This window comes from Bordetella tumbae (genome assembly GCF_965139195.1).
Lineage (GTDB): Bacteria > Pseudomonadota > Gammaproteobacteria > Burkholderiales > Burkholderiaceae_B > Bordetella_A > Bordetella_A tumbae.
Map to the genome: position 1 here is coordinate 1 of NZ_CBCSJH010000087.1, position 478 is coordinate 478.

The 478-nt window shown below is 56.5% G+C and carries 1 protein-coding gene; it reads right to left on the minus strand.

The genetic code is table 11. The annotated features are described in order from the left end of the window. Nucleotides 1-288: 288 nt before the first annotated feature. Nucleotides 289-478: hypothetical protein (locus ACNA0J_RS29675; protein WP_415822611.1), on the minus strand; the 190-nt coding region annotated here is incomplete at its 5' end.

Here is a 478-nt window from a genome sequence, read left to right on the forward strand (position 1 = left end):
GTTTTTCTGTAGCACCGTTGGCAAAGAAGAAGATCTTGCAGGGCTGCTATTCGCGCGTGCCCTGCACACGCGCGAATAGCGATCGGTCCGGGCATGCGATGGGGAGGCATGGTGCCAGTTTGGAAGATCTGCTTGGCTAGAGTTGATGCATGCGAAGATTAGTCGCACGTCTTTGGATGTCGCGAAATCGTGGAGCGAACAATCTCCTGCTGGCCTATGAGAAATCGTCGCTCGAGAGATCTTCTGTTTGCCTCCGATGCCAAAGCCTTCGCATGCAGATCCCAAACGCTATTCATTGGCGCGCCAGTAGGCGCCAATGAATAGCCGCCCTGCAAGATCTTCGTCTTTGCAGAAATCATCGCCTACGAAGCCTACGTAGACCACCCGTGCCAGCGACGAGGGAATCAGAGACTCTGCGAGTCGAGGCGGGGCAGTGACCGTGTTGGCGCGCCTCGGAGTCGAGCGAGGGAAACCGAAG